Source organism: Streptomyces sp. NPDC006872 (assembly GCF_040635845.1).
GTDB lineage: Bacteria > Actinomycetota > Actinomycetes > Streptomycetales > Streptomycetaceae > Streptomyces.
The window spans coordinates 1-26,231 of sequence record NZ_JBEYIL010000029.1; the positions used below are offsets into that span (position 1 = coordinate 1).

Consider the following 26,231-nt stretch of genomic DNA (forward strand, 5'->3'; position numbering starts at 1 on the left):
AGGACCACGCTTTCAACGGTGGTCACGCTCCCGGCCACAACCACGGGCATGGCCTCAATCAGGGGCCGGCGCGGAGCGGGATATGCCCTGCTGGCGCAGGGCATAGAGCGCGAATTGCGCAAGCGCAATTCGAATTCCCGCGTAAACGCGGGAATAGAATTCCGTAAACGGAATTCTGACGGGATGCCAATTCGCGCAAGCGCGAATTGAGGGCACCCGCGCAAGCGCGGTCGCCGGGGCTCGCAGCAAGGGGAGGTGCATCACGCGCGGGCCTGTGTAGCTACTGGGGTTCCAGGCCACCACCTCCGCAATGGATGTGACGGACTGTCGGCCTGACAGGTGCCGGCCCCCGCCGCAGTGACCGGGCTCCGCTGCGCTCCACCCGAACCCCTCCCCTGCTCTCAACTGCCCGAACGGCCGATCCGGAGACACCCCGTCAGCATACACTCTGACCTGACGTCATGGGGAAGAATCGGGCAAGCATCATCCTGGAGGGCGAACCTTTTGTAAGGATGATGCATCACGTGGGCTAGCTGTGTAGAGTCTGGGGACAGACAGCAACACCATCCTAGCCCCCTCACCCTCGGGGATTCCCTTTCAGATTGCGGGCCGCATTCCGCGAAGAGGAGAACACGGGAATGGCTGTGAAACTGCGTGAACACCAGATTGAGGCCGTTGCTGCCATTGTGCGAGGCCTCGATATCCCGCCGGGCGGTATCCCCGTGAATGGTCTGCGCGGTCAGGTGCATGCCGCGTGCGGGACGGGAAAGACCATCATCGCGGCTACGGCGGCAAAGCGGCTCGCACCCAAGGGGCGCATTCTCGTTTTGGTGCCGACGCTGGATTTGCTGAGCCAGACGGTTCAGGCATGGAATGCGGCCGGGCACACGGGGCCTGCGGTTGCGGTGTGCTCGCTCCAGGACGACCCGGATTTGTGGGTGTTGAAAGTCCGGTCCACTACCAATCCCGTGCAATTGGCGCTGTGGCACGGCACCGGGCAGGTCGTCATCTTCGCCACGTACGCGAGCCTCGGTGTCCTCGCGGAGGCCTTCGAGGGCGTGTACGGGCAGCAGCTCGGTGTGATGGACCTGGTGTGTGTCGATGAGGCTCATCGGACCAGCGGTTCGATGGGTAAGGCGTGGGCGGCCGTGCACGATCAGGACATCATCCCTGGGGCGCGCCGGCTGTATCTGACGGCGACGCCGCGGATCTGGCAGGAGCGGCCCCCGAGCTGGGAGGTTGCCGAGGGTGTGCGGGACGCACTGCCCAGAGAGATGGCGGCCTCGATGGACGATGAGGACGTCTTCGGGCCCGTTCTGTACAAGCTGTCGCTGGCGTCGGCCGTGTCCCGTGGCTTGCTGGCGCGGTATCAGATCATCGTGCTGGAGCTGCAGGACCCGGTCGTCACGCCCGAGCGGCTGATGGGCGAGGACCGGCGCAGCGAGGAGGTGCGCGGGCAGCGCCTGGGGGCGCTCCAGGCAGCGCTGCTGCACACCATGGCCAGGCATTCTCTGCAGACGTGCATCACCTTCCATCACCGGACCATAGAGGCTCAGGCTTATGCGGAGGGCCTGGAGCGTGTGGCGGCTCGGTTGCACGAGGATCAGCCGGAGCGGTACCCGGCGGAGATCTGGGCGGACTGGCTGTGTGGGGAGCACGTGCCCGAGCGCCGGCGGGGAGTGCTGGGCAAGTTCGGGTCCACGGCGCTGCGTGCGATTCTCTCGAATTGCCGAGTATTGGGTGAGGGCGTTGATATTCGCGCCGTGGATTCCGTGGCCCTTCTGGATCCCAAGGGAGCGCCGCACGATATCGTGCAGGCCATTGGGCGCGCTCTTCGGCAGAAACCCGGACAGGGCAAGCTGGCTTCTCTGATTGTGCCGATTTTCTTGCAGCCGGGAGAAGAACCCGAGGATATGTTCACCTCCGGGTCTTACCGCCCTCTGGTGAAGGTTCTCGAAGGTCTTCGGGCTCATGATGAAGAGGCCGTGGAGCTGCTGGCGATCCCCCAGGAGCCTCAGAAGGCCATGGTGGAGCCGTCGACGAACATCGGCACGGCACCCGAGAAGGGCGAGGATGAATCGCGTCTTCTGCTTCGTTTTGCGGCTCCGCGTGACCCGGTGATGGTCGCGGACTGGGTTTCCTTCAACGTCATCGACACGGAACGGCAGGACTGGGCGCGCGGCTGGGCGAAGCTGAAGGCGTTTACGGAGCGTGAGCATCATGCCCGCGTGCCCTACGAACACCGAGAGGGCGCGACACCGCTTGGGCAATGGGTGGCAGAGCAGCGAAGGGCCTATGGGGCGGGGCAGATGACCGGGCTGCGGGCCCGACGGCTGGAGCAGCTCGGCATGGTGTGGTCCGTCGCGGATGAGCGCTTCCAGGAGAACCTGGCGGCGGCCCGGGTGTACTACGAAGACCACTGGACCCTCTGTGCTCCGAGGTCCGCCGTGGCCCTGGACAAGCCGGTAGGACAGTGGTTGAGCAACCTGCGCCGAGCGGGTGCGCTGGACGGGCACCCGGAGTGGGACACGGCACTCAAGGAGATCGACCCGGACTGGAACCCGCAGTGGCCGGCCGAATGGCAACGGCACTACGCCGCGTTGCGGGAGCTGGTCGCCGACGAAGAGGGCCAGGCGGACGTCCTTCCCGGCTTCACGGTTCACGGCATGGATATCGGGAAGTGGCTGGCCCGGCAGCGGAAACCGGAGATCTGGCAGGCCCTGACGGATGGGCAGCGCGGACGCCTGGAGCAGCTCGGCATCACGCCTCCGGCCCCGGAGCTCCCGAAGCCGTCCACGACGCCCTTGGGGGCCTTCGAGCGGGGCGTGGCGGCCCTGGCGCAGTACAAGGCCCGCACGGGCTCGGTGGCCGTCCCCAGGGGCCACACAGAGCAGCTTGAGGACGGGATCGAGGTCAAACTCGGAGTGTGGATCATGAATCAGAAGGGACGCCGCGCGAAGCTCACCCCCGACAAACTCGCCGCCCTCGCCATCCTCGGACTCAACTGGGCGGCGTGAAAGGGGGCTGGGACGTGGAGTGCTGACGACTCTGTCGACGGCCGAGGGACAGGTGCGCAGCGTGCTGAGGAAGCTGCGAGCCCCCAAGCCGGAGAAGCTGCGGGTGCTGCTGCTGGGCGCTTCCTCGGACGGTGATCTGCGAGTGGGACGGGAGCAGCAGAGGATCCGTGCGGCCGTGCAGAGTGCAACGCACCGGGATCTGGTCGAGCTGGATGTCCATCCGGCCGCGACAGCGGACGTGTTCCTGGACGCGCTGCCCCGGTTCCGCCCGCACGTTGTGCACTTCTCCGGCCACAGCACACAGGATTTGATCGCCTTCGAGAAGGACGTCGACGGCTTCCACCAGAGCGCCATCGTCAGTGCCGGCGCCTTCGCCCGGGCCATCGCGGGCGTGGACGACAAGCCGCTGCTCGTGCTGCTCAACTCCTGCCACTCCGCAGCCCAGACCGCGAATCTGGTCGACACCGTCCCATTCGCCATCGGCATGTCCGACTCCATCGGCGACGTCGACGCCATCACCTACGCTGCCCGGTTCTACGCTGCCGTCGCCGAAGGCCAGTCCGTACAGGCCGCACATCTGCTCAGCCAGGCCGCCGTCGAAATGAACGGCTTGCCCTACCACGACCTTCCAACCCTTACCTGCGCCCCCGACGTCGACCCCAGCACCGCCAAGCTGGTGACGCCACCCCCGGCCTAGCCGCCCTGCGCACCCCGTAGGCTCCAGCCGTCGGCTGCCCTCGGTATGGAGGGGGAAGCGGCGCAACAGGCAGTGGACTCAGCGTTCGTGGGATGCCACCCACGGCCATCCCACAGCCCGCTGCCACGTGGTGACCATGGCACTGCAGGCTGACGGCGACAGGGGATAGCGGCTCGGACAGGACGTCAGAAACGTGTCACGGTCTCCGCATGGAATATGTACAACGGATCTACCGCCGATCTGAGAAGCGCCTCGTCCCCCGCCGACTCTGCCCCGACTGCCGAGCCCCAGTTCGGGGTCACTGGAAAGAGCACCCCGGCATGACCGCCGAGTTCGACCCAGAGGGCGACATCACCTGGCGCTGCCTCGGCGAGCGATGCCTCACCGGGCGGGAAGGGTTCTGATCGGTCACTGGTGTACGGCGCTCCGCTGGTACCGGCGAACCCGGTGGCGCGGGTCGCCTCCTGAAGGTTCAGGTGCGCGGCCTTGCAGGGCCTGCCAGGATGAGGCGGTAGCACCACCTGCCGCCTTCTAGGCACCGGTCGGTCCCCAGCCCCTTCCGGTCGCTCGCGACACCGCGCGGCCAACAAACGTCGCGCAGCGGGCCTCCGAGTGTCAGGCGTCGGCCACGGGGTGGGAAAGCAGTTGCTGACTAAGGGCGCTCTTCGCGTCGTATCGGGCCAGCGGTAAAAGGCGCGGGTTTCGTAGCGCCAGAAGTCCAGGGCAAGGCCGTGCTCGTCGCCGGGCACTGACAAATCCGGCCGCCCCTGACAGGCGTGCGGAAGCGGTGGTCGGCGAATGATCGCGCCCGGGGCCGCAACCGCCGCAGAGGACGTCAGTTGTCCACGGAGGCGGCGGGCGAAAGGCGACGCGATGGACGCAGTCCTGAGGGTGAGGCCCGTTCAGGGCGAGACGACGTGGTCTTTTCTGCACCGGGTGGCGGCCGCCTATGGGCTGCGGGCCGCCGATCTGGCGGGGTGGTGGCGGTGGGTGAATCCTGCGCACCAGAGCCGCGGTGTACGCCCGGACGGTGAGGTGTTCCTCGGTGCGGTGGCGCAGGAGCAGGTGGTCGGCTGGTGCGGTGTGCCGGGCGGGCATCTGGCGCGGGCGTTGCCGTCGTGGTCGACGGGCTCTGAGGCGCTGGCCAGCCGAGGCGAGGACGGGCAGGGGTGGGCACGGTGGCGGGTGGGTGTGGGGGAATGGGGGCCGGTGGTGTTCGGCTGTCGGCTGTGTGCGGCTGAGTCTGGGCGGGGCCCAGGGGTGTGGGTGTACCGGCAGCGGTGGCGGCGCTTGTGTGTGCGGCACGGCCGGTGGCTGCTCGACGTGGGTGAGGGGCATCCGTGGGAGTGCGTCGATGTCGGCGGTTTCCGGGGGGAGTTGGGGCGGGCGCAGCGGCGCTGGGGACGTGTGGCACGGGACGTCGCGGGCGGTGGCGCAGTGGCGCAGGAGGTGTTCGCGCTGGCGCGGGCGGTGGTGTGCGGATGGTGGGAGCGGGAGGAGTTCTGGGTGCGGGAGCGGGTGTGGGCGGCGCGTGTGGATCGGGCCGTGGCGGCCTCTGTGCTGCGGTCGTCGGGTGTGGAGGGCTGGGGCGAGGAGCAATGGCGGCTGCTGGTGCGCGACGCGGTGGTCTTCCCCGAGGTCATGGGGGTGGCTCAGGCTCTGGCCGGTTCGCAGCTTCAGCGGTTGGCTGTCGAGGGCTGCGGTGCCATGGTGCGCGGCGCAGGCGGTGAGCGGGTGGTGGCCGCGCTGGGCGAGCGGCTGGGGCGTGCCTGGCTGGGCGAGGTCGAGCAGGCGGGCGGTGCCGGGCCGTTGGCGGGGTGGGTGCAGGCGGTGGCCCGCGAGCGGCGTCGGCCTGTGGGGGCGCCGCCGCGGCAGGGGCGGGGTGGGCTGTGGTGGGTGCACAGCGCCCACCGGCCTGTGGAGGTCGGCGAGCGTCTGCGTCGCCTGACGGCGTCCGGGGATTCGGGCGCTCGGCCGGCAGAGGCGGTGCCCGCCGCGGCAGGCGGCAGCGCCGGCCGAGCGGCAGCGGCTTTGGGCGTGTGGCGGGCTCAGCCGGCGGTGCCGCGCAGGGCCGGGAATGGGGCGGGACTGACACTGCGGCACGAGAAGTTGTTCGCGCACGGCTTGGACGAGGCCCGCGCTCATGTGGAGCGGTTCGGTCATCTGGCTCTGACCCATACGGGTGGCCGTGTTCATGGCGGGTTCGATCTGGGGCGGTGGCTGGCCAACCGGCGCGCGAACGCGGCGTCGCTGACGGGTGAGCAGGAGCGGCAGCTTCGTGAGCTGGACGTGTGGTGGAATCCGCCGTGGCCCGTGGACTGGCAGCGTGCCTGGCATCGCGCCCGCGTCCACGTGCATGAGCGCGGGGCGGTCCACGGCGGGGGCAACCTGGAAGGCCTGGCGCACTGGCTTCAGCGGTGGCTGCGCCAGCAGATCGCCTGCTACCCGCAGTTGCAGCCGGGCCAGCGGGGGCTGCTCGCCGAAATCGGGCTCAGCGAGGATGAGGTCGAGCGGTTTCACGCCTGGCCCGGACGGCGCAGGCCGGCTGCCGACGGTCTAGAAGAAGCCCGCGCCTACGCATCTCGGCACGGCCACCTCGCGGTCGGCCGCCCCACGACCGCCGCGGGCGGTTTCGCTCTGGGAGCCTGGCTCAACGCCCAGCGCTGCCGTCAGCGCAGCACCGGCCGTCCCACCCGGCTGGGGCGCCGGCTGACCGCTCTGGACGTGTGGTGGAACCCGCCCTGGCCCATCGCCTGGCAGCGCGCCTGGTGGGCCGCCCGCCACCACCTGACGGGGCTCCCCCACGGCTGCCTGTGGTGGCCCGGCGCCCCGGACGCCGAACACGCCGCCAGCTGGCTGCACCGGCAAAACGCCCGCCGAGCGCTCCTGCAGGCCGGCCAGCAGCAGCTCCTGGACGACCTCAAGCAGCACACCGACCGCCAGAGCACACCGCCGTCGGCGACCTGGGGCCGGGAGGTGTCCGACGACGCCTGGCACGTCCTCGCCCCGCTCATGCCCCACCAGAGGGCCGGGGGCCGCTGGCGCGACCACCGCCCGCTCGTCGAAGGCATCGCGCACATCGCCCGCACCGGACAGAGCTGGCGAGAACTCCCCACCCGGTTCGGGCCCTGGCAGACCTGCTACCGCCGCTACCGGCGCTGGCTGGCCGACGGCACCCTGCACCGCGTCGCCACCACCACGCTGCCGCCCTCAGACCAGGTATGGCAGACCGCCCTCGCCGACCGCCTCAGCAGCCGCGGCTGAGGGCGCTGCCGCGTTTTCCGCCGCCAGCGGCTGCCCCGGCCCGCTCGCGCTCAGCGGGCAGTGCCCTCTCCTCGCGGGCGGGCAGTGGAACACCGGCTGTGAGAGCACGCCACCGCAAGGAAGTGCAATGCCGGGGGGGCGTGGGTACGACGAAGCCGGCGCCCGTTTTGATGGGGCACCGGCCTGGTACGGGCAGATCACGCGCCAACGTGGTCTGCCGGGTGTCCCTGTCAGCGTCGGTTGCAGCCAGTAGCAGTTCAAGGACGTTCGCGGGCCGGGAGAACCGGCCTCGTCGTGTTCTGCGGCCCACCATCACTCATAGACAGGGACTGCGGCAAGCCGAGCATGGACACGGATGAACCATCCCCGCGCCTGAGGCAGTCGGCGGATGCGCCTTCGTGGCTGCAGTCCTGTTCAGGCGTCCGGGCGGGGTGAGGGGGTGAGAACCGCTCCCTTGGACACCAGCGAACCAAAAAAAGGTCATTCATCCAATACAGGGCATTACGGTCGGCGATCGATCTGCGGAGATCGGCCCGGGACTGGAATGATGGAGACATGCCCGGCGCGGACGGCGACGCCAATCGCCTCTGTGCCCACGGGACTTGCAGCCAGTAGCAGTTCACCCGCCCCGGTCCGCCGCGCCTCGGCGCCGGGGCATGCCGAGAGGACTTCGCATGTCGACCGACACCTCCCCTGCGCCCCGCACTGAGCCGGGCCAGGCGGACCCCCCGCCCCGGTTCGGCGCGCCGCAGGCGTTCACCGCCGTCTCCTTCCCCGTCCTGGGCGTGGCCCTGCACGTCACCGGGATGCCCCTGCAGGACATCTTCCTTCTGCTGGGGGGCTGCGGCGCCCTGGGCGCCGCAGCGGTCGTGGCCGTCGGCGGCGGCCGCCGGCTCCTGGCTTCGCTGGCCGGCGCGATGCTGCGCGCCGCCGCCGGGAAGTAGGCGGCCGCCGCATGGGACGCAGAGACAAGCCCGTCGACCACAGCCGGCCCGCGCGCGGCCGACTGGCCGAACACCTGCGCCACTGGCGGGAGACGGCCGGCATCACCTACGAGACGCTGGCCCGCCGCACGGGGCTGTCGCCGGCCACGCTGAAGCGGGCCGCGTCAGGGGCCGTCGTGCCCCAGCGCGCGACGGCCGAGGCCTACGTGGAAGGCTGCGGCGGCGGGCAGGACGCGGTGCGCGCCGCGCACGCGCTGTGGCGCCAGGCCCGCATCGAAGAACGCGGCCGGCTGGCGCACGCGCCCCGGCCCGAACTCATCGCGGACGCCGCCGACTTGAGCCGGGCGCTGGAGGCGGTGTGGGAGCGGGCCGGCGCGCCGAGCCTGCGCCAGATCAGGGACCGCTCGGGCAACCCCCTCTCCCTGCCCCTGAGCAGCGCGGCCCGCATCGTCAAACGCGACACCGTCCCCGCCGACGAGCAGCAGTTGCGGGCCTTCCTGACCGGCTGCGGCGTCCCGCCCGAGCAGCACGCCGTGTGGACGACCGCCTTCGGCAAGATCACCAGTCCGGCCGCGGCCGTGCAGATGTCGGTGAACGATCTGGTCGCCGTCAGTCGTCGGATCGCCACGCGGCGGCTGCTGCGCTTGACGGCGCGGCGGGAACAGGCCCGCGAGCGCGAACCGCAGTGGAAACAGTTCATGGATCTGCTGCCGCCCGTGGCGGTCGAGGAGATCATCGTCAGCGGGACACAGAGCTACCTGGCCTCGGAAGCCGCCCGCAACGGCACGACCGTCCAGAAATTCACGCCGGACTTCTTCGTGGAGCACAACGGGACGTACACGGTGTTCGAAACGAAGAGCGCCTCCGGCCCCGGACGCGGGCCGCAGGCCGGCGGGGCCGTCAAGGCCTCGCCGAGTCCGCCCGGCGACGACGGCAGCCCCGCCGCACGCCGGGAGCCCCGCCGCGGATCCGGCCTGCCCGCACCGCAGGCCCCGTCCCGCAGCCTCGCGGGCTGGACCCCGCGCACAACCGCCGTGCCCAGCCCGCACGTCCCTCAGGCGCCGGGCTCTCAAGAGGAGGCGTGCCCGCTGTGCCGGGGCAGGATCTCCGACCGGCGCAGCGCCGCCTGAACCGGCAGCCGACCGACCCGTGCCCCCCACCCGCGCAGGCGGGGTGCGGGGCGACCTTGCATACCCCGCCGCCAGAAGCTGAGGCCGCCATGCTCCGCCTTCCGGAAACGGCCCACACGGGCATCCCCCACCCCGCCGGCGCCTTCCGCGTCGTCCCCGTCACCGGAGAGACGACGTCGTCGCTGATCCACCGTGTCGCCGCCCGCTACGGGCTCGAGGCGAAAGCGCTGCGGTCCTGCTGGCACTGGCGCAACTACCAGCCCCGGCACGACGGCGGGGGCGCGCGAGCCGACGCCGAGGTGCTGCTGAATGCGGCGGGACGCCAACTCCTGGCCAGGCTGTGCGGCGTCGAGGACGGCACGCTGGCGCGGGCGTTGCCGTCCTGGAGACAGGAGGACGCCAAGCTGCCCGCCGCAGAGGACGGAGCGCCGGCGGCGGCGTGGCGGATCGGCGGCGCGGTCGCCGGGCCGGTGTCGTTCGGCTGCCGCCTGTGCGTGGCACGGCGCACAGGCGCGGTCGTGCGGGTGGTGCGGTACGCGCCGGAGTGGGAGCGGGTGTGCGCGCAGCACGGGCGGTGGCTTCTGGACGCGGACGCCGATCAGCCTCTTGAGGATCTGGACGTGCGGCATCTTCCGGAGGTGGCCGCGGCCCAGCGGCGGTGGACCGGGGTGGCGCGGCGTGCGGTGCGGGCCGGGGCGGGGCCGGAGAGGGTGTTCGCGCTGGCGCACGCGGTGGTGGCCCGGTGGTGGGAGCAGGCCCTTGGCTGGGAGCGGGAGACGATCTGGCCGCGCCGCCTGCACCAGGTCGCGGGCGGCGACGCCGGTACGGACTTGGAGCGGTGGCGGATCGTGGGGCGGAACGCGGTCGTCTTCCCCGAGGTGGTGGCCGTCGCCGACGCGCTGCTGGACCCGGCCATGGCCCAGCTGGCGTGGACGGACAGCGGAGCGGGGAGGCCGCGGGCGCTGCCCTCCGACGGGATGTTCTGCCGCCGGCTCGGCGAGCGGGTCGGGCGGGAGTGGCTGGGGCCGCTGGCCGCGACCGACTACGGCGGCCCGCTGACCTCCTGGATGGGCAGCGTCATCCGCCTGCGCCGCGGGGCCGGCGGGCCGCCCGGATACGACAACGACCCGTGGTGGGTGCGCCAGGAGCACCAGAGCGCGACCATGGCCGGCCAGCTGCGGGTGCTGGGCAAGGAGAAGAAGGCGCCCGGCTCGGGGAGGATGTGGCGCGCGGCGGTGCCCGCCGAACAGCGCACGCTGATCACCCGGGCGATCGAGAGCGCCGAGGAACAGCTGCTCCAGCTGCGCGGAGTGCAGACCGGGCCGACCGCCGACGTCGCCCGGCAGCTCCTGCTCAGCCTCCGCCACAGCGCCGACCTGATCGACAACGCCTGGAAGCGGACTGCCCTGGGCGCGGCGAACGCCGGAATACCCCTGGAAGAGGTCGCCCAGTGGGCGGGAATGCCCGCCGACGCCTTGATGAGCATGCTGGCACCTGGCCAGGAAGACGGCGACTGACAGACCGGGCAGCGAGCGGGCGGGAGGCAGGGCCTCGTCAACCGATAGCGCACGCGGTACCCGTTCGTGGCAGGAATCCAGGAAACCACCGTGACTGCACGCGGATACGGCTTGTCTGAAGCAGGTGATCAACGCGGGTGCAGCCCGGCCCGGGGGCCGGGCGAAGCGGGTGAAGGCGGACCGGGGCGCGGGGTTCGAGGCGGTCTTCCTCGATCCCGTCGGGCAGGCGGTCCAGCAGCGGTGGGCGGACGCGGCCCTGGCGGTGGCCTTCGAGGACCTCCCGCCCGTCTCCGCGTTCCCGGCAGTGCCGGGGCGGCGGTGGGGACCGGGCCTGTGGTGGTCGGCCACGACCGGGCGACACGTATCTACCGGCTCCAACGCGATGCGCATCCAGCTGATGGCCCTGGACCGCGATCCGCGCGTGACCGGGCTTGCGGGGCGACCGGTACGGCTGCTGTGGCGCAACCACAGCGGACAGGTCCGATCCTGGGTGCCGCAGATCTTCGCCCGCTACACCGACGGCACCGCCCTGCTCGCCGACTGCCCCAGCCACCCCGACGCCGGCAGCGACCGCGCCCTCAACGCCGCCCAGGCGGTAACCGAGGCGTGCGCGCACATCGGCTGGGCCTACCGGCGGCTTCCGCCGCTGGATGAGGCGCTGGCGGCGAACCTGAAATGGCTGGCCGGCTACCGCCACCCCCGCAGCGCCGGCCGGCCCGGCCTGACGGCGGCCCTCCTGGAGGCGTTCGCGCAGCCGCGACCGCTGATCGAAGGCGCCGAAGCGGCCGGAGACCCGATCGAGGTCCTCCCCGCCGTCTTCCACGCCCTGTGGCACCGACAGCTGACGACGCGTCTGGACACACCGCTGCACGAACGCGTCCTCGTCGGCCCGCGGAGTCGGAGCGGCTCCGGAGAGACGGGAGGCACCGGGTGACCGCGCGGCGCAATGCCCGGCCGACGGTCAGGGTCGGGGCGCACGTCCGTTTCCGCGGCGTGAGGTGGCAGGTGGTCGCCCTGTCCGGCCAGGACGTCCACCTCGTCGGCCCGGACGGCGGCGGTGAGGCCGTGCTCGCCGGGCACCTGTTCGCCGACCCCGGCTTCACCGTCATCGGGGCCGACGTGCCCCAGGCGGCCCCGCAGTGGGGGCTGTTCGAGACCGCCCCCGCCGCGGCGCGCGAGAAGGCACTGGCCTGGCAGCGGCACGTGAGAGAAGTCGAATGCGGCCTTGCCGGCGGGCCCGGCAGCGAAGGAACCCTGCGGCCGCAGTACGACCCCGAGCGGCACACACTGGCCGAGCGGGAGCAGGCCAAGGCCGAGGAGCTGACCGCGCTCGGCTTCGGCCGCGTCTCGCGCACCACGGTGCAGCGCATGCGCCTGGCCTACCGCAAGCAGGGCCTGTGGGGGCTCCTCGACCACCGCACCACCCGCGCCGCGAGCCCCACCGGGCGGGCCGACGAACGGGTCGTCGCCGCCGTCCGCGAAGCGCTGCGCCGCCGGCGCGGCCGCTCCAAGGGCACCATCAACGGCCTGTTCCCGCTGATCCACCAGATTCTGGAGGACCGGCACGGCCCAGGCGTTGTGCCCGCGCCGTCCCAGGCCACGCTTTACCGGCTCGTCACCACGCTCGCCCGCCCCGGCGAACTGCCCTCCGGCCCCGTCCGGCAGACCCCGGCGAGCTTCGACGGGCGGGCCTTCACCCCCACCACGGCACTGCGGCCCGGCGAGCAGGTCCAGGTCGACACCACCCGCCTGGACGTCCTCGCCCTCTTCGACGACGGCACCCTCGCCCGCCCCGAACTCACCATCGCCATCGACGTCGCCACCCGCGCCATCCTCGCCGCCGTCCTGTGCCCGCACGCCACCAAAGCCGTCGACGCGGCCCTGCTCCTGGCCGAGATGGCCGTCCCGCACCCCGCCCGCCCCACCTGGCCCAACATCCTGCGCATGGACCACGCCCCCTCACTCCCCCACCAGCGGCTGACCACACTTGACGAGCGTCTGGCCGGTGCGGCGGCCCGGCCCGTCGTCCTGCCGGAGACGATCGTCGTCGACCGCGGCAGAGTCTTCGTCTCCCGGGCGTTCACCGCCGCCTGCGAGACCCTCGGCATCAGCGTCCAGCCCGCCCCGCCCCACGCTCCCACCGCCAAAGGCATCGTGGAGCGCGCCTTCGGCACCATCAACGCGCTGTTCTGCCAGCACCTGCCCGGCTACACCGGATCCGACGTCACCCGCCGCGGCCCCGACACCGAGCAAGAGGCCTGCTACAGCGTCCCCCACCTGCAGGACCTCCTCGACGAATGGCTCGTGCACTACCACCACCGCCCCCACGAAGGCCTGCGCCACCCGATGATGCCCCGCAAAGCCCTCACCCCGAACCAGATGTGGGCCGCCCTGGTCGCCGTCGCCGGACACGTGCCCGTCCCCCTCACCCGCAGCGACTACCTCGAGCTGCTGCCCGTGCGCTGGCAGGCCATCACCGCCTCCGGCATCCGCATCCACCACCGCACCTACGACGCGGACCTCCTCGCCCCCTACCGCGGCCAGCCCTCCCCTGCCGCCAGCAGAGGCGGCAAATGGGAGATCCACTACAACCCCCACGACGTCCGCCAGATCTGGGTGCGCCTGCCCGACGGCGAGCTGACCGAGATCGGCTGGATCCACCGCGACCACGTCCACGAGCCGTTCAACGACCGCACCTGGCAGCACATCAGAACCCTCGCCCTGCACAGCAACCACGGCGACACCGAGCAGTACGAAGCCGACCTCGCCGACGCCCTCGACCAGCTCATGCGCCGCGTCCACAGCGGCCACGCCACCAAAACCGAACAGGCACTCGTGGCCCGCACCGCCACAGTCCCCCTCCCCGCGGCCCGCCGCCCAGAACACGACACCGGCCAGAGCTCCGACGACCCAGCGCAGTGGGACGAGGACGACAGCATCGACGACCTCGACGAGCGCCCCGACGAGCGCCCCGGTCCCGCCGCGGCCACCGGCTTCGGGCTCTACGACGCATACGCGGAAGCCGACAAGTGGTGAGCCCCCGCCCGCAGAGCGCGAGCAGCACAGCAGCCAACGCCGGCGGCGTGGCCGAGCCGTCCTGGCCGCTGACCACCTGGCAGGGCTGGCACCGCTTCGCCACCACCGACCCGCCCGCCCCGCCCCAGCCCGACGACCCGCCCCGCACCACAGAAGAACGCCTCGCCTACCACTCCAGCTTCGTCACCATCCGCACCCCCGCCATCAGCACCCTCGCCGTTCAGGTCCGCACCCTGATGATCCTCGGCCGCCACCAACAGGCCACCGCACGCCCCTCCCTGATCGTCACCGGACCCGCCGCAGCAGGGAAAACCACCGCTCTCCTCCACGTCGGCCGCGCCTGCCACCTCGCCCACACCCGCAAACACCCCGCACCGCCCGGATCAGCACACGCCGCGGTACCCGTCGCGTACGTCCTCGTCCCGCCCGGCGCCACCGCGAAAACCCTCATCACCGAATTCGCCTGCTACCTCGGCATCCCCGTCACCGCCCGCATGACCCAGACCCAGATCACCGACGCCGTCTGCCACACCTACACCCAGGCTGGTGTCCAACTCGTCCTCATCGACGAAATCCACCGCCTCAACCCCCGCACCACCACCGGCGCACAAGCAGCCGACCTCCTGAAAGACCTCACCGAACGCCTCCGGGCCACCTTCGTCTACGCCGGCATCGACGTCACCGACACACCCCTCTTCTCCGGCACCCGCGGCGCCCAGCTCGCCGGACGCGCCACCCTCATCACCTGCGGCCCCCTCCCCGCCCGCCACGGCCGCACCCGCCCCTTCACCGACGTCATCACCGACATCGAAAACAACCTCGACCTCCACCACCACAAACCCGGCACCCTCCCCCGCCACCACACCTACCTCCACCAACGCACCGCCGGCCGCATCGGCAGCCTCACCAGACTCATCCGCCAAGCAGCCATCACCGCCATCTGCGACGGCACCGAACGCATCACCAAAACCCTCCTCGACACCATCCGCCTCGACCACCTCGCAGAAACCCACCACCGCCCCCGCAACCGATAACCCCCGCCCCACCAGACGGAATGCCCGTCGCAGCGTCAACGCGCCGACCGGCCGCCAAGGACCCGCCCCCGTTCCTCGGCCAGTCCAGCCCGTCCAGGAGTCAGCCTCCCGCCGTTCGGGAAGAACGCCTGCGTGGACTCATCGGCGTGGGTGGGGGCGCTGCTCGGCCTGGCAGGAACCATGATCGGAGGAACCCTCTCGATCTGGTCCGCAGCCATCGCCCAGCGACGGCAGGCAGCCCAAGCCCGTGACGATCAACGGCACACCCGTGCAGCCACGGCAGCTGAGGCGGCGCTGACCGAACTGCTCGAAATAGAACGCGACGCCCGCCGAGCCGGCCCCAACGACGACGCCCGCAGTCACCTGCTCCACGAACGCATACTGAGCATCCAAGTCCTGATGCAGCGCGTTCCCGACGCCGGCCTTCGTGACCGAGTGAGAGAAAACTGCCTGTTGATGCCACTCTCGCTTCCCGACGACACCAGAACCTGGGAGCAGCGACGCGTCGACACGATCCACCTCTGCCGTGACGCCATCGCCTGCCTGGGCGCCTACCTCCGGGACGAGACAACGCCACCACGCACGAGCCCAGTCGGGGAGATCCGCGCGCTCTGGCACTCATCCGACATCGGATCAGAGACAGACATGTTCTTCTACGAGCCGGAAACGTAGCAGGCACCGATCCGGCAGCCCCACAAGCCGATCACCACCCAGCGGATACACACCAAGCAGCCATCACCGACGACACCACTCAAACAGCCCTGACCAGCACAAATACACACCAATCCTTTTGGCCCTACGGATACCTACAACGACGCCAGCTCCTCTCCGCCCAGAACACACAACCCCAGCTCATACACCCCGCTCTCCCCGTCCGCCCACCAACCACTGCCTCTCAAAAAACCAGCAACACACCAGGTCAGCCGCCACCCCGTACACCAACAAACCCCCCTCCGAGCGTCAGCTGGACGCCGCAGACAGTGGTCGGCCGCACCCCAAATCTGGTGTTCAGTCCGTCGATGTGTGATCTCGTGGTGGGAAGAAGCCGAGACGCTCTGAACCGTCGACGCTGAAGGCGTAGATCCTGGCACGTTCGGTGACGGCGGCGGGCGGAGTGCCGTTCTCGATGATGATGACCTGTCCCGGGGGGTTGTCGAGCAGGTCTCGGTAGAAGTGCTCGACTACGTCGTAGGTCATCAGCTCTGGATCGGTTTCCCGGTTTTCGGCCTGTCGGAAAGTGACGACGGGCGAGTCGAGCATCACGAATCCAGGGTGGATGAATCCGCGAGCTCGGTTGCGGCGTGCCAGTGATACGACGAAAGCCGCATGGATGATGGACCGCATGCCGTGGCCTCGGCTACCCCGGGGGCGCCCGTCGACTGCGATCTCTGCACTGGTCGGGTTGTATGTGACCCGGTTCTCCCCGGGGACATGCCAGGCTTGGAGCGTTTGATGAATCGCCTGCTCGAAGTCTGAAATGTCAGCAGCGGGAATGCCGTCTGGCCTGACCGGCGGCGGGGCGGGCAGGACATTCGACAGTGATGCCTTCATCTCCTCGAGCTGCTCGATCTGGGCGTGGATGGCCAGCTCCTGCTCCAGGCGTGAACGAGCCGCGAGGACCTCGCTGGTGTCTGTCGTGAGTGGTTCGAGCTGCTCATCGAGGGCGCGCAGTTCGCTGTCGATGCCTGTGAGCTGGTCAGTGTGGAGGGCGCTCTCCGCGTTCAAGTCTGCCGTTTGAGCCTCAAGGTCTTCGATCGTGCTGAGAAGGTCGCGGTGCAGCTCGGTGGTCTTCCGGGTCTCGGCGGCTACAGCTGCCACGAGTTGCGTTGTCTCAGCAAGGTGATGCCCAGGGTGCTGATGCTCTGGTTCTGCACCACAAAAGACGCAGGTTCCGGTCTGGAAGTAGCCCAGGAGATTTCCTGCTTCGCCGACCATGCGCAGGCGTTCGAGGTCCGACTCGTACTGGTCCCGTAGCAGTGCGAACCGGGCTAGAAGTTGACGCACTTCGCTGGCGCGCTGCCGATTGGTGCTGTCGCTGGCTTCCAGGTCGCGGCGACGGTGCAGGAGGGCGGCGCGGGAAGCGGTGAGCTGACTGGAGCGGGAAGTGGCGGTGTCCAGTGAGCTTTGCAGGCGGGCCAACTGCTCACGTAGCTCGGACTGATTTGCGGCGAGGGTGAGCTTTTCGCGGTTGTCGTCGATGAGGCGGTCGAGGATCTCGACCTGGCCCTTGCCGATCTTCTTCTCCACAGTGCCGGGCGCGGTCGGGCCGACTGGTTCGTCCTGGCCGGTGAGGAGGAGCTTGAGGACTGACTTTTCCCCGGTCTCGTTTTGCGGCAGCCCGGTAGTGAGGACCGGAGACCGCTCACCGCCCATACGCGAGTCATTGATGACGGACAGCCGAGCCAGGTCCCGAAAGTTGAGCAGTCGTACTTCGCCGCGTGAGTTCCGCAGGATTTTCAGTCCATCGATTCCCAGCAACTTGAGGAGGTATCGGGAGATGTTCCGCTGGGAGGTCGGGCTGTGCTTGAAGCTGAGCGTGGCGTCGGCCGGCGCCGTGGTGAGCTGGCGCAGATCGCTGTTGAACACGTCGATGGTGCTGTCCGCGAGCCCACGGGAGAGGGTCAGGACCCTGCCGTCGTCCGCTCGCAGCCCGAGCAGGATGCGGCTGTAGCCCTCGTCCTCCGGGATGGGCTTGAGCTCGCTGGCACCGAGCATGTAGTCCACGGACTTCTCTACGTAGGACTTGCCACGCTCAGAAGCGCCGTAGATGACCGTCAGGCCCGGGCTGAACTCAACAGTCGCGGGAGGCTTGCCCACTCCGAGGAATGTCAGGTGTACCAGCGTCAGCCTGTTCACAGCACGTCCCCTTCGGCTGGGTGTGGAGTGTCAGCCGTGAGGCGGTCGAACCAGCGCTGGGTGATCTGCTTCATGCCGTCGCGGACGTCCGTTTCTTCGTGCATATAGGTGCTGACTAGCCAGGAGGCCCGTTCCGTGAGCAGCCCGACGTAGGGGGCTTCCAGGACGTTGAGGAAGCTGGCGGCTTCCTCTGTGGCGCCGTAGAGGAAGCCGTCGTCGGTGGCGGTCATGTCGGCCAGGCCGGCTCGCATCAGCACGACGAGTCCCTGTTCGATGAGGCGCCGGCGCATGCCGAGTTCGCCGGGACCGATGGGAAGCTCGGGGTGGAGGCTGGACGGGCCGTCGGTGAGGTCGCCGCTGTGGAGCATCGCGTGGTCGAGGTAGACGAGCTGGGCGACGTCCAGGCGGCGGGGGAAGGTCTCGGACAGCAGGACCAGGGCGCGGACGCCTACTTCCAGGGGGCTGTTGAGAGGATTCACGCGGACTCCTCTTTGCACCAAGTCAGCTTGTGGTCGTTCGCCAGATGGTGGCAGAGGCCCTTGAGGTCGAGGACTTCCACGACGGGGGCGAGGATGTTGTGTGGGTTGGGCTGGTGGGCTGCGGCGGCGTCCAGCACGGCGTCCAGGCGCTCGTGTCCGCAGTTGTAGTCGCGGTCCTCGATGTCGACTACGGCGTTGTACAGGTTCGTTTCGATCTTCTTGTAGGTGGCCTCGGGGACACTCTCGCGGGCGAAGACCCGCAACGCGTCTGCGTGGAAGAACGCCTCGCGCTGGCGAGCCAGGTGCCGGTTGATCCGCTCGTGTTCGCGAGCCTGGGCAAGGGTCTCCAGGCTGAGGCCGTACTTCTCGTTGTAGACGTCCAGGAGCTTTTGCACATACACGGCCTCGTCGGCTCTCTGTTCTGCAGGCGCCGGATCGGCATCTGGACGCGGCCTGAGCCGCTCCGGGAAGCGCCGTACATGGTGCGGGGTCGTCGCGTGCAGCTCAAGGATGTTGTCGATGTCTGCGGCCTCGAACATCGAAAATTCCGTCTGCCGAGCGAGGTCCCCGACCGCCTGCCGCACGGCCGGGTCAAGGTCCGTCCCGAGTTTGGAGTCCGCCTTGTCCCAGGCTTCGAGGAAGTCCTTCTTCAGTTTCGGAGGATGGAGAAGGAGCCGATCAAGGGTCTGGCCGATCTTCGGTGCCACGAAGACGTACCGAGTGGGCAGCTCGTACTCGCCCAGCACCTTCGCCACGAAAATCTTGACCATCTCGGGCCACGCATCGCTCTGCGTCAGCGCCTTGCTGTAGTGCTTGCACTGGTAGCAATGCCACTCACCGGCGGTGCCCTGCGGAGTCAGACAGGCCGCGACGTCCGCTCCTCGGTCGCCAGCCCCGCCCATTCTCTTCACCCGCAGATAGGGGCGCCCGTTCCATAGGCCGAATGCCCGGACCCATTCGACCGTGAAGTCCTCCCAGTCGTCGGCCTTGTAGACGTGGGCCAGGAGCTGTTGCGGGGTGAAAGTAGGAGCGCCCTGCGGAGTGGTGACCACCACCGGAGGCGAGGCCGGCTCCGGAATGTTCTCGAAGACTGGCCTCGTCCCATCACTGCCTGGCTCCAGCTCCCCAGCCACACTTCACCGCCCCCCGACACTGATCCGTCCCGCAAGATCACGCAACGTAGTCATATCATCCCGGCTTGCTCAGCGTGAAGGCCGGGAGACGCAACGTGCACGCTCCAGCTGGGTCTGGTGGTAGCAGCAGGACAGCATCGGAGTTCTTGGTGGAAGGGATCGGGTGTGACATGGACGCTGCCCGAGCCGATGCTGACCACCCCCGTGCCCGTACCCGATCTGCAGCCTGGCCGTGCTGCAGAGCCGAAGTGGGACGGATTTCGGGCTCTCGTCTCCGTCGACGCGGGCCGGGTGGTGCTCCGCTCGAGGCGCGGTACCGAGATGGGTCCGTCGTTTCCGGAGGTCGTGGCCGGGGCCGTGCAACTGCCGGACGCGACCGCGTTGGACGGCGAGCTGGTCGTATGGGACGCCGCGGGCCGCCTCGCGTTCGAGCGGCTGCAGAACCGGCTTGCCCGGCGCGGCGGCGGGGCGGCCCGGGCTGCGGAAGAGTGGCCGGCCCACTTCGTCGCGTTCGATCTGCTGCGGCAGTCCGGGACCGACACGACCTCCTGGCCGTACCGGCGGCGCAGGGCCGCGCTGGAGTCCGTGTTCGCCGCCCGCCGGCTGTCTGCCCCGTGGGCGCTGTGCCCGTCGACCACCCGGGCCGACGTCGTGCGCGAGTGGCTGACGTGGGCCTCGGTCGGGATGGAGGGCGTGGTCTTCAAGAGGCTGGACGACGCCTACCGCCCGTCGGTGAGGGGCTGGGAGAAATACAAGGTCCGCGAGACGAGCGAGGCGATCGTCGGCGCGGTCACCGGTTCCCTGGGCGCTCCCCGCACGCTGCTGCTCGGCAGGTACGGCACCGAAGGCCGCCTTCAGTACGTCGGCCGCACCACCACCCTCGCCCGGACGGCGGGTGCTGCGGTCGCCGGCCTGCTCGCTCCCGGGCGACGTGGTCATCCGTGGACAGGCTGGTCGTTCTCCGCCGGGTGGGGCAGCCAGGAAAAACTGGTCGTCACGCTGGTGGAACCCGAGCTGGTGGTAGAAGTCGGCGTCGACGTCGCCCGCGACACCTCTGGCCGGTGGCGACATCCCGCACGCTGGCACCGTGCCCGGCCCGACCTCTCCCCCGCCGACGTCCCCCGCCTGACGTCATCGCCGCACTGACGGCGGCCAGGCGCGGCGGCCCCGCCGACGCGCAACCGGCTGAGCGCGCCCCGATCCCCGGGACGTTCCGCGCCGCCCAATCCCGCCCTCCCTCATCCTCAACTCCAGCCAGGGCATGGTCGAAGGGGGTCGCAACGGGGATGTCAGCGGCCCGACCACGCCGTACGCCCGTGGTGACCTGCGCGGACTCCAGGGTGCTGTGGAGGTCGGCGCAACACCTACCGCAACACTCAGCGCAACACTTGGCGCAACCTCTACCGCAACACCTAGCGCAACACGGGGCCTTGTGAGGTGAAGCGGCTGCCGGGCGGAATGGTCACCGTGTCGCCCTGCGATCGGTGACCACGGTCTGGAGCTGGTCGCTGGCCGCGCGCACGACCGGGTCCAGGACGTCATCGGGGCGAGCCGCAGTTCGCGTCCGTCCTGCGACGCGGCGCGGGTCCCTTCTTAGCGGTATCGGGCCATGTGTAGCGATAGTCGGCCCCGGGCGACCCTCGCCTCGACGCGGACGTCGTGGCGATGTTCGCCGCTGCTCCGGCCCGCAGACGACTACCGCACGTACGAAGTCGAGATCACCGAACTGCGCGTACGGCGGGTCCTGTGCGACGAAGAGCACGCTCAGGCCGAACAGCGGGCGCAAGCGTTCATCCGGCCCCACGTCGCCGCCATCAAGGCCGCGCTCCGGGCCGTTGAACAGCGCGGACGCGGGTTATCCACAGGCCGGAACGCGATCGGCGGTTCCTTCGTACGCTGCTGCCCCAGTCGATCACACGGGGGTGTGCGGGATGCGGTACGGCGTGGTGGTGGAGGAACTCGCTGTGGAGGTCATGGCGCAGCTTCCGGACGACCGGGCCCGGCGGGAGGTGATGGCGCTGGTGGAGGTCGCACGGTTGGATCCGCGGGCCTGGCCCGATGTGCGCGACGTCGGCTCGGTGGAGGAGATCCGGGAGGCGTTTGGGCGGCGGTGCTGGATCCAGTTCATGCCGAACGCCGGAGCGATCGAGGTCCGTGACATCGGGTGGGTGGGCTGACGCCCTGCTGACACGAGATGCCCACGTCGCTGACACGGGGCCGACTGGCCACTGACACGAGAGCGTGACAGCCGCGGTTTCAGCCCAAGCGGTAGCTGAGGAGCGCGAGGCCGGCTGCCGCAGCGCGGTGCTGGTAGGTGCGCAGTCCGGGGGCGCCGGGGGGTGCGGGCTGGCGGGCGTTGCGGTGCCAGTGGCCAGTGAGCGCGGCGAGGAATGCGGTGGTGGTCTCGGGGCTGCCAGCGGTGGCGGGGTGGTCGCGGAGCAGCCGGGCGACGTCGGCGGGCGCGTGTCCGGCGAGGATGAGCTGCGGGGCTAGCGAGGCCGCGTCGATGCAGGCCGGACCGGTGGTGGCGTGTGCCCAGTCCACGAAAGTCACGCCAAGGTGGTGGTCGCGGACCATGTTGTCGGCCCGCAGGTCGCCGTGGACGATGCGGTCGCCGTGGGCAAGGCCGGGCCAGGCCGCCTCGAGTTCGGCGAACTGCTCCAGGCGCTCACGGGCGGCGGGGGCGAGGTCGGCCGGCGGATCGGCGAGCAGTTCGTCCCAGCCGTGCAGGGCCGCCGTGGTGGAGGGCGTGCTGTTCACCGCTGCGGCGTACGGGGCCGGGGCGGGGCTGGAGGTGAGCTTGTCCAGCAGCGCCCAGGTCTGTTCGGCGTCGCCGGAGGCCGGGGAGAAGTCGGGGTGCGGGCCGTCCAGGTGGGCGATGACGACGGCGGTCCAGTCGGCGGCGCGGTGGATGCCCAGCAGGTCCGGGGCCGGGGCGCCGGGCGGCAGCGAGCCGAGGACGGCGGCCTCGTGGACGTTGGCGTCGGTCAGCGGGTCGTCGTCGGGGGCCGCCTTGACGAAGGCCCGTGTGCCGTCGGCCAGGGTGAGCGCGGCGGCGAGCTGGTGGCCGAAGCCGCCGGAGGGGGTGACCGTGTCGGTGACGGGTGCGCCGAGGGCGTCTTCGAGGCGGGCGCGCAGGGGCGTGGGGACGTCGGTCCATTGCAGACGGCCGCTGGTGGGCGGTACAGGCATCGGGGTAGCTCTCAGAGGTCCGGGAAACGGGTGGCGGGGTGATGGGGTGCGCGCCGAGCCGGACCGCGAGTCGGGCTGAGGAACGAGGTCCTCAGTACTCCAGCTCGACGCCGGGTGCTCGTCGCCGCATCACGCGCATTCGCCTGTGTCCTCTGGATCAGAAGTGCAAAGGGGCGCCCGCAGGGGCGCCCCTCCACTGTAGTGGCCCGGTTGGGTCACGTGCTGCCGATTAGGGGCAGGTGGTGCAGCAGGGATGGCCCGATGCTGGCGGGCTCGGGCAGGAGGTGATCGGCCCCGGCGGCGCGCAGGGCTGCGGGAGGGTGCCAGCCCCACACTGCTCCGAGCGCGACGACTCCGGCGGCGCGGGCCGCGGTCATGTCGGTGGGGCTGTCCCCGACGTACACCGCGCGTTCCGGTGGGACGTCCAGCTGGCTCAGGGCGGCGTGCAGTCCGTCCGGGGCCGGTTTGGGCCGGGTGTCCTGGCGGGTGATGACGACGTCCAGCAGTTCGGCCACCGTCGGCGGCAGCAGCCACCGCAGGCGGTCGGGGTCCTGGAGGGTGACCGCGCCGGTGGCCGTGCCCTGCGCGCGCAGGGCCAGCAGGCCGGAGAGCACGCAGGGGAACGGCTCGATGGGGGTGGCCGACATGGCGCCGTCCCACCAGCGGTCGCACGCGTCGTCGGGATCGGTGACGTCCAGGAGCGCCAGGACCTCGATGCGGGGGCGGCGCAGCGCGCCGGGCGGAAGGTCGCCCGGCGTCACGCGGCGCCCGAGAGCGCAGGTGGCGACCGCCGCGAGGGTGGAACACACCGCGTCGGCGCTGTCCAGGAGCACCCCGTCCAGGTCGAACAGTGCCGCGCTACGGGAGTCCGTCACCGGGCACCGTCCGGGTCTCGGACCAGGGCGCGCAGGACCAGGTGGTGGTCGGCGAGCAGGGCGGCGGCGCCCGCGTCCCGGTCCAGGACGCACACGGCCGTGCCGACCAGCGCGCCGCCGATGCGCAGCAGGCGGGCGCTGCACAGGAGGCTGGCGCCGCTGCGGGCAGTGTCGTCCAGCAGGACGGTCCGCCGGCCTCCCAGGTCGGCGCCCTCGATCTGCTGCGACGTCCCATGGTCCTTCGGTGCCGGGCGCAGGAAGGCGGCGGGCAGACCGGTGTGCAGGGACACCGCCGTGACCAGCGGGACCCCGGCCAGCGCCGGACCGGCCAGGGCCTCTGTGCCGGCGGGCAGCAGATCCGCGAGCGCGGCCGCGGTCTCCGTCAGCAGCTGAGGGTCGCCGGCCAGCCGGTAGGGGTCGAAGTAGCTGTCGAGCGTGCCGCCGTCGGGGAGCCGGTAGGGGCCCGGCCGGTAGGCGACGGTGGCGATCTTCTCCGCGAACGGGGCGGTGGCATGCGGGTTCATGACGCGCACCGCCTGGCGGCGAGGGCCTTGAGATCGGCGGCGAGCGCTTCGGCGTCGGGGAGCTCTCGCAGGAAGCCCAGGGGCCGGGTGGGGCTCTCGGTCAGCCAGCCTTCGGCCCGCAGGAACGTGCTCAGGCGGCACGCTGCGGGCCCGAGCAGCCGTACGGGCAGGGAGCGGATCGTGGTGGCGTAGTACAGGGCGGCGGTGATTTCGTGCAACGTGCCCACGCCGCCACCCATGGCGACAACCAGGTCCGCGTCATCGAGGTAGGCGTGCAGCCGGGCCCCCATGGTCGGGGAGTACACGGTGGTGGTGACGAACGGGTTGAGCGCTCCCCAGTCGGGCCGGTCGGCCAGCGTGATCGCGGTGACCGGCACGTGGTGGCGGGCGGCGCCGCGCGCGGCGGCCTCCATCAGTCCGTTGTAGCCGCCGTGCCGCAGGGCGTACCCGGCTTGGGCCAGGGCGGCGCCGGCAGCCTGCGCTAACGGTTCCTCGCCGTCCGGCGGGACGACCCCGGCGAACAGGGCCACGGTCAGGTCCGGGGCGTGGTCGATGCGGGTCATGCCAGTCCTTCCTCGTGCTGCTGGTAGGCGCGGTAGGCGGTGATCTCGTTGGTCAGCAAGTCGGTGGCGTGCGGGGCGATCCGCTGCGCGAGGCGCACGATGCGGTCCAGGGCGTCGTCTGCCTGCGCCACGGTGGGGACCGGCGGGCTGGTCAGCGCCTCGGTCAGTTCGGTCAGGCACTCCCGGCCGGTGGCGGTCCGGCCGACTTCGTCGGGCAGGTGGTACCAGCCGTGGTGCCGGGAGTGCGGGACCAGCGCGGTGCGGATCACGTCCCGGCAGGTGGCGTTGAGGTCGTGCAGGAGGCCGTAGGCGATGTACTGCTGGCCCCTGGCCAGGCGCTTGCGGAGCATCGCGTGCAGCACCATCGCCTGGACCAGCAGATGGCCGCAGTCCGTCGGCGTCTGTGCGGCGCGGGCGAGTTCCTGCGCGGTGCGCTGCTGGGTGTCGGCGTCGGCGGTGTCGTCGGCGCCGGGGCCCTGCCACAGCAGGCGGGGGCCGATCCTGCGGCGCAGCGCCCCGACCCCGCTGGTCGGGCACAGGTACAGATCCAGTTGCAGCAGGTGGCCGTCGTTGGGCAGCAGGTAGACGAACCCGGCGCCGCCCAGGTTGCCGACGATGGTGTCCCGCCAGCCGGGCAGCAGGGTGCCGAAGGTGGTGGACATCAGCGCGTCCAGGCTGTCCATCAGGGCGGGCAGCCGGTCGTCGCGGACGGCGACGACCAGGTCGACGTCGGATAACCGGTCCGCGGTGCCGGTGGCGAGCGAGCCGCGTACCAGCAGGTGCGTCACGGCCGTGGTGGCCGACAGGGCCTGGACCAGGTCGCCCAGGACGGCGAGCTGCGCAGGCCGGTGGGCGTGAGCCAGCTCCTCCAGCGGTGTCAGCTCGGTGGGCGGAAGAACGGCGGTGGGCATGCGGTGTCCTCTCAGGTGAAGGGATCGGGGCGGAGTCAGGGGCGGGCGAGCAGGTGCGCTTTCGCCGCCCGCCAGCGGCTCACGTCGGCGTCCGCGCGGCAGCCCGCGTGGAGTTCGGCGATCAGGTCGTATGCGCCGCCCTCCGGCAGGGCGTGGGTGTAGAAGGCGCGCAGCAGCGTCTGTTCCGCCGCGACGGTGAAGCCGAGCTCCGCGAGCTGTCCGGCCTTCTCCAGGAGCCCGGCCCGCTCCGCCGCCGTCATCTCCGGCAGGTCGGCGGTGTCCCCGTCGCGCAGGTGCGGGTGGGCGGCGAGGGCCTGGTAGGCGTCGTCCGCGTAGACGTCGGCGATCAGGTGGAGCCGGTCCGGGCCGGTGGTGTTGCAGACTCCGTGGGCCTGCGAGGGCGTCAGCCGCCACAGGGATCCGGCCGCCATGTGGACCCGGGCGCCGGCGGTGACCAGGACGGCGGAGGGGTTGGTGACGAGCGGGATGTGCAGGCGGTGCCGGTCGGTCTCCAGAAGTTCCGCGTAGTCGCGGTGTTCCCACAGGTAGGAGTGCGGCTCCAGGCGTGCCAGGCGCACGTACATGAAGTTCAGCCCCAGCGAGTCGAGGAACCGCGCGGTGGCCGGCATCTCCTTGAGTAAGGAGGTGGGCTGGGGGCGTCCGTCGCCGATGACGACGTCGTGCGGGTCACCGGAGTCGGAGTGGTTCATCAGCGACGTGGTCCACCAGCCGCCGGACTGGTACTCGCCGTACGCGACGACGCCGCGCGTCGGCGCTCCCAGCGCCTCAGCCCGCATCTGCTCGATCGCGGACTCCTCCAGGTCGACCAGCCGGGCGACCTGGTCAAGCACCTCCGCCCGCCCGGGGCCGGTCTGCGCCGCCGTGACGGCTGCGGGGAATGTGGTCGCCATCGGGTCCTCCTGACACGTCGTCGAAGCGCGGCCCTGTCGGGCAGCCGTGCAAGGACACCGCAGGCGCCAACTGCCTCACAGAGCGGTGGCGTTGCCGCCTGTTGCGGGTCGTTGCCGCCGGTTGCCGTTCACCCCGGGCGGCCTTCCC

The 26,231-nt window shown here is 70.6% G+C and carries 21 protein-coding genes; 12 read left to right on the plus strand and 9 right to left on the minus strand.

What is annotated here, in order from left to right; translation table 11 throughout:
- Nucleotides 1-638: 638 nt before the first annotated feature.
- The 10 genes from ABZ725_RS48195 to ABZ725_RS48240 all read left to right on the plus strand — a co-directional run bounded on the left by ABZ725_RS48195 (nucleotide 639) and on the right by ABZ725_RS48240 (nucleotide 15,311).
- Entirely contained in the window at nucleotides 639-3,017 is a 2,379-nt protein-coding gene (locus ABZ725_RS48195; protein ID WP_358808723.1) for a Helicase associated domain protein, read from the plus strand.
- Nucleotides 3,018-3,036: 19 nt separating this feature from the next.
- Nucleotides 3,037-3,714, plus strand: coding sequence for a CHAT domain-containing protein (locus tag ABZ725_RS48200; RefSeq protein WP_358808724.1), 678 nt, complete (start codon nucleotides 3,037-3,039; stop codon nucleotides 3,712-3,714).
- 873 nt (nucleotides 3,715-4,587) lie between these two features.
- Nucleotides 4,588-6,978, plus strand: coding sequence for a transposase (locus ABZ725_RS48205; protein ID WP_358808725.1), 2,391 nt, complete (start codon nucleotides 4,588-4,590; stop codon nucleotides 6,976-6,978).
- A gap of 674 nt (nucleotides 6,979-7,652) precedes the next feature.
- Nucleotides 7,653-7,922, plus strand: a complete 270-nt coding sequence (locus ABZ725_RS48210; RefSeq protein WP_358808726.1) for a hypothetical protein — start codon at nucleotides 7,653-7,655, stop codon at nucleotides 7,920-7,922.
- 11 nt (nucleotides 7,923-7,933) lie between these two features.
- Complete coding sequence (locus tag ABZ725_RS48215) at nucleotides 7,934-9,052, plus strand: helix-turn-helix transcriptional regulator (protein ID WP_358808727.1); 1,119 nt, start codon at nucleotides 7,934-7,936, stop codon at nucleotides 9,050-9,052.
- 89 nt (nucleotides 9,053-9,141) lie between these two features.
- Nucleotides 9,142-10,569 carry a DNA-binding protein gene (locus ABZ725_RS48220; RefSeq protein WP_358808728.1) on the plus strand — a complete coding sequence of 476 codons (1,428 nt, stop codon included), beginning with the start codon at nucleotides 9,142-9,144 and terminating at the stop codon, nucleotides 10,567-10,569.
- Between the two features lie 169 nt (nucleotides 10,570-10,738).
- Complete coding sequence (locus ABZ725_RS48225) at nucleotides 10,739-11,503, plus strand: TnsA-like heteromeric transposase endonuclease subunit (RefSeq protein WP_358808828.1); 765 nt, start codon at nucleotides 10,739-10,741, stop codon at nucleotides 11,501-11,503.
- Complete coding sequence (locus ABZ725_RS48230) at nucleotides 11,500-13,605, plus strand: Mu transposase C-terminal domain-containing protein (protein ID WP_358808729.1); 2,106 nt, start codon at nucleotides 11,500-11,502, stop codon at nucleotides 13,603-13,605. The genes ABZ725_RS48225 and ABZ725_RS48230 overlap by 4 nt, the downstream gene beginning before the upstream one ends.
- A gap of 68 nt (nucleotides 13,606-13,673) precedes the next feature.
- Entirely contained in the window at nucleotides 13,674-14,639 is a 966-nt protein-coding gene (locus ABZ725_RS48235; RefSeq protein WP_358808829.1) for a TniB family NTP-binding protein, read from the plus strand.
- Between the two features lie 132 nt (nucleotides 14,640-14,771).
- Entirely contained in the window at nucleotides 14,772-15,311 is a 540-nt protein-coding gene (locus ABZ725_RS48240; RefSeq protein WP_358808730.1) for a hypothetical protein, read from the plus strand.
- Nucleotides 15,312-15,647: 336 nt separating this feature from the next.
- Here the strand turns inward: ABZ725_RS48240 and ABZ725_RS48245 are convergent, their stop codons facing one another.
- From ABZ725_RS48245 to ABZ725_RS48255, 3 genes are read right to left on the minus strand one after another with little or no spacing between them, the layout of a single operon-like run.
- On the minus strand, nucleotides 15,648-17,495 hold the full coding sequence (locus tag ABZ725_RS48245; protein ID WP_358808731.1) for a hypothetical protein: 1,848 nt from the start codon (nucleotides 17,493-17,495) through the stop codon (nucleotides 15,648-15,650).
- Nucleotides 17,492-17,974, minus strand: a complete 483-nt coding sequence (locus ABZ725_RS48250; protein WP_358808732.1) for an ABC-three component system middle component 2 — start codon at nucleotides 17,972-17,974, stop codon at nucleotides 17,492-17,494. Before ABZ725_RS48250 ends, ABZ725_RS48245 begins: the two co-directional genes overlap by 4 nt.
- Entirely contained in the window at nucleotides 17,971-19,026 is a 1,056-nt protein-coding gene (locus ABZ725_RS48255) for an ABC-three component system protein (RefSeq protein WP_358808733.1), read from the minus strand. The genes ABZ725_RS48250 and ABZ725_RS48255 overlap by 4 nt, the downstream gene beginning before the upstream one ends.
- A 246-nt stretch (nucleotides 19,027-19,272) precedes the next feature.
- Between ABZ725_RS48255 and ABZ725_RS48260 the strand changes: the two genes are divergently transcribed.
- Nucleotides 19,273-20,253: an ATP-dependent DNA ligase gene (locus tag ABZ725_RS48260; protein WP_358808734.1), complete on the plus strand. Its 981-nt coding sequence runs from the start codon at nucleotides 19,273-19,275 to the stop codon at nucleotides 20,251-20,253.
- A gap of 785 nt (nucleotides 20,254-21,038) precedes the next feature.
- Nucleotides 21,039-21,284 carry a hypothetical protein gene (locus tag ABZ725_RS48265; RefSeq protein WP_358808735.1) on the plus strand — a complete coding sequence of 82 codons (246 nt, stop codon included), beginning with the start codon at nucleotides 21,039-21,041 and terminating at the stop codon, nucleotides 21,282-21,284.
- Nucleotides 21,285-21,363: 79 nt separating this feature from the next.
- On the opposite strand, the gene ABZ725_RS48270 is transcribed toward ABZ725_RS48265, so the two are convergent.
- From ABZ725_RS48270 to ABZ725_RS48295, 6 genes are all read right to left on the minus strand, one after another.
- Nucleotides 21,364-22,299: a phosphotransferase gene (locus tag ABZ725_RS48270; RefSeq protein ID WP_358808736.1), complete on the minus strand. Its 936-nt coding sequence runs from the start codon at nucleotides 22,297-22,299 to the stop codon at nucleotides 21,364-21,366.
- A 215-nt stretch (nucleotides 22,300-22,514) separates the two neighbouring features.
- Entirely contained in the window at nucleotides 22,515-23,174 is a 660-nt protein-coding gene (locus tag ABZ725_RS48275) for an HAD family hydrolase (protein WP_358808737.1), read from the minus strand.
- Nucleotides 23,171-23,698: a phosphoribosyltransferase family protein gene (locus ABZ725_RS48280; RefSeq protein ID WP_358808738.1), complete on the minus strand. Its 528-nt coding sequence runs from the start codon at nucleotides 23,696-23,698 to the stop codon at nucleotides 23,171-23,173. Before ABZ725_RS48280 ends, ABZ725_RS48275 begins: the two co-directional genes overlap by 4 nt.
- Complete coding sequence (locus ABZ725_RS48285) at nucleotides 23,695-24,261, minus strand: LOG family protein (RefSeq protein WP_358808739.1); 567 nt, start codon at nucleotides 24,259-24,261, stop codon at nucleotides 23,695-23,697. The genes ABZ725_RS48280 and ABZ725_RS48285 overlap by 4 nt, the downstream gene beginning before the upstream one ends.
- Nucleotides 24,258-25,172 carry a nucleotidyltransferase domain-containing protein gene (locus ABZ725_RS48290; protein WP_358808740.1) on the minus strand — a complete coding sequence of 305 codons (915 nt, stop codon included), beginning with the start codon at nucleotides 25,170-25,172 and terminating at the stop codon, nucleotides 24,258-24,260. The genes ABZ725_RS48285 and ABZ725_RS48290 overlap by 4 nt, the downstream gene beginning before the upstream one ends.
- A gap of 35 nt (nucleotides 25,173-25,207) precedes the next feature.
- On the minus strand, nucleotides 25,208-26,083 hold the full coding sequence (locus tag ABZ725_RS48295; RefSeq protein ID WP_358808741.1) for an aspartyl/asparaginyl beta-hydroxylase domain-containing protein: 876 nt from the start codon (nucleotides 26,081-26,083) through the stop codon (nucleotides 25,208-25,210).
- Nucleotides 26,084-26,231 lie beyond the last annotated feature (148 nt).